This window comes from Roseovarius sp. PS-C2 (assembly GCF_018862045.1).
GTDB lineage: Bacteria > Pseudomonadota > Alphaproteobacteria > Rhodobacterales > Rhodobacteraceae > Roseovarius.
The window spans coordinates 1-2,496 of record NZ_JAHKSQ010000030.1 but is presented as its reverse complement, the minus strand read 5'-3'; the positions used below and the strand labels follow the sequence as shown (position 1 = coordinate 2,496).

2 protein-coding genes are annotated in these 2,496 nt (G+C 58.3%); both read right to left on the bottom strand.

All coding sequences use genetic code 11. The annotated features are described in order from the left end of the window. Nucleotides 1-72: 72 nt before the first annotated feature. The gene (istB, locus tag KPG71_RS19510; RefSeq protein ID WP_216340415.1) at nt 73-864 is read right to left on the bottom strand and encodes an IS21-like element helper ATPase IstB; all 792 of its coding nucleotides are present in this window, start codon (nt 862-864) and stop codon (nt 73-75) included. Continuing rightward, a complete protein-coding gene (gene istA / locus KPG71_RS19505) occupies nt 854-2,383 on the bottom strand; it encodes an IS21 family transposase (RefSeq protein ID WP_216340417.1) in 1,530 nt (509 codons plus the stop codon). The genes istB and istA overlap by 11 nt, the downstream gene beginning before the upstream one ends. Nucleotides 2,384-2,496 lie beyond the last annotated feature (113 nt).

Sequence of the window (2,496 nt, the reverse complement as noted above, 5' to 3'; positions counted from 1 at the left end):
TGTTGATTTCTGCTGAGAAGTGACCCGGTATTTTCACCGAGAACTGACCCACCCTTGTTTATGTCTCAGCGGTCATGTTGTGGTCAATGCAGGCGTCTCCTTTCTCTTTTTCTTTGCGGCCTCTGAGCTGGCTTTATATCGATAGCTGTCATTGCCGGTTTCGAGGATGTGGCAGCGGTGTGTGAGCCGATCCAGCAGTGCGGTTGTCATCTTGGCGTCCCCGAAGACCTGGGCCCATTCGGAGAAGCTGAGGTTCGTGGTGATGATCACGCTGGTGCGCTCGTAAAGTTTGCTCAACAGATGGAAGAGTAGCGCGCCGCCGGATGAACTGAACGGCAGGTAGCCGAGTTCATCGAGGATGACCAAGTCGATCTTGGTCAGCATTTCAGCCAATTTGCCGGCCTTCCCGAGCGCCTTTTCCTGTTCCAACGCATTGACGAGTTCGACGGTCGAGTAGAAGCGCACCTTGCATCTGTGATGCTCGATGGCCTGCACGCCGATGGCCGTTGCAATGTGGCTCTTGCCCGTTCCAGGCCCGCCGATCAGGACAACATTCTCGGCGTTTTCCATGAAGGTGCCGCGGTGCAGCTGACGGACGGTGGCTTCATTGACTTCGCTGGCTTTGAAGTCAAAACCTGCGAGGTCTTTGTAGGACGGAAAGCGTGCCACCTTGGTTTGGTAGGCAATAGAGCGAACTTCGCGCTCTGCAATTTCCGCCTTGAGAAGTTGGGACAACATCGGCGTTGCCGCTTCGAACGCTGGTGCACCCTGCACAACCAGATCATCAACGGCTTGCGCCATGCCATGCAGCTTCAGGCTACGCAGCATGATCACGATTGAGGCACCTGCTGGATCATGACGCATGGCGTTTCCCCTTGGCCTGTCTCAGATCATCGTAGCGATGGACGTTGGCCTTCGGCGTCATGTCCAAGGCCAGCGCCTCTGGCGGATCGATCTCTGGCAAGCCTGTCTGCTTCTTGTCGATCAGCCTGTGCAGGAGGTTCAGGACATGCGTCTTGGTGGGCACGCCTGCTTCCAGCGCGAGTTCCACAGCACACAGAACGGCGTCTTCATCGTGGTGCAAAACCAGGGACAGGATATCGACCATCTCCCGATCACCGCCCTCCTTGCGCAACATATGATCCTGCAGGCGGCGGAAGGCGTCGGGCATCTCGATAAACGGCGCACCATTGCGCAGGGCGCCGGGTTTGCGCTGGATGACTGCCAGATAGTGCCGCCAATCATAGATGACCCTGCCTGGCTTGTGGTGCGACCGCTCGATGATGCGCTCATGGGCACAAACGGTTTGGCCTTCCGCCACGACGACCAGCCGTTCGGGATACACGTGCAGGCTGATACGGCGGTTCGCAAAGCTGGCCGGAACGCTGTAGCGATTACGCTCGAAGGTGATCAGGCATGTCGGTGACACCCGTTTACTGTGCTCCACAAATCCATCGAAGGCAGGCGGCAACGCCATCAATGTGGGCTTCTCCGCCTCCCACACATCGGCGATCGTGCCGGACAAAGCCTTGTGCGATGTCTCGGCCCATAGGGCAATGCAGCGGTCCTCCAGCCATTGGTTCAGTTCGTCCAGACCCTTAAAGAATGGCATGACCTGCCAAAGGCGGTTGCGCGCATCCTGGACGTTCTTCTCGACTTGGCCCTTCTCCCAACCCGCCGCGGGGTTGCAGAACTCGGGTTCAAAGACGTAGTGGCTGGCCATGGCCTTGAAGCGGGCATTGACGTCTCGCTGTTTGCCTCGGCCCACACGATCCACCGCCGTCTTCATATTGTCGTAGATCCCGCGACCAGGCACGCCGCCGAACACGCGGAAAGCATGCCAGTGGGCGTCGAACAGCATCTCATGGGTTTGAAGCGGGTAGGCCCGCACCAGGAAAGCTCGGCTGTGTGATAGCTTGATATGGGCGACCTGAAGTTTGACCCGCTCGCCGCCAATACTGGCCCAGTCCTCGCTCCAGTCAAACTGGAAAGCTTCCCCCGGCTGGAACACCAGGGGCACATAGGTGCCGCGTCCCGTTGTCTGTTCTGCTTGGTGACGATCTGCGCGCCAGGCGCGGGCAAAGGCTGCCACACGCCCGTAGGACCCGTCATATCCCAGCTTCACCAAATCGGCATGCATCTGGGTCACAGTCCGCCGCTCTTTGCGGGGCTTGCGCGTCTGTGCCAGCAACCAAGCAGACAGAAGATCCGCATACGGATCCAGCTTGCTCGGCCGCGATGGCGTCTTGAACTTCGGCTCCACCGCGCCCTCGCGCAGGTACTTCCTGATGGTGTTGCGAGACAGGCCCGTGCGCCTTGAAATCTCGCGGATTGGCATTTTGTCACGCAATGCCCAGCGTCGGATAACACTCAAAAATCCCATGTCGATCACTCCATATCTCCCCGACCGAATCCGTCAGGGCAACGTGTTCACATGGGTCAATTCTCAGTGGAAATTTGGTGAGCTACCGGGTCACTTCTCAGCGGAAATCAACA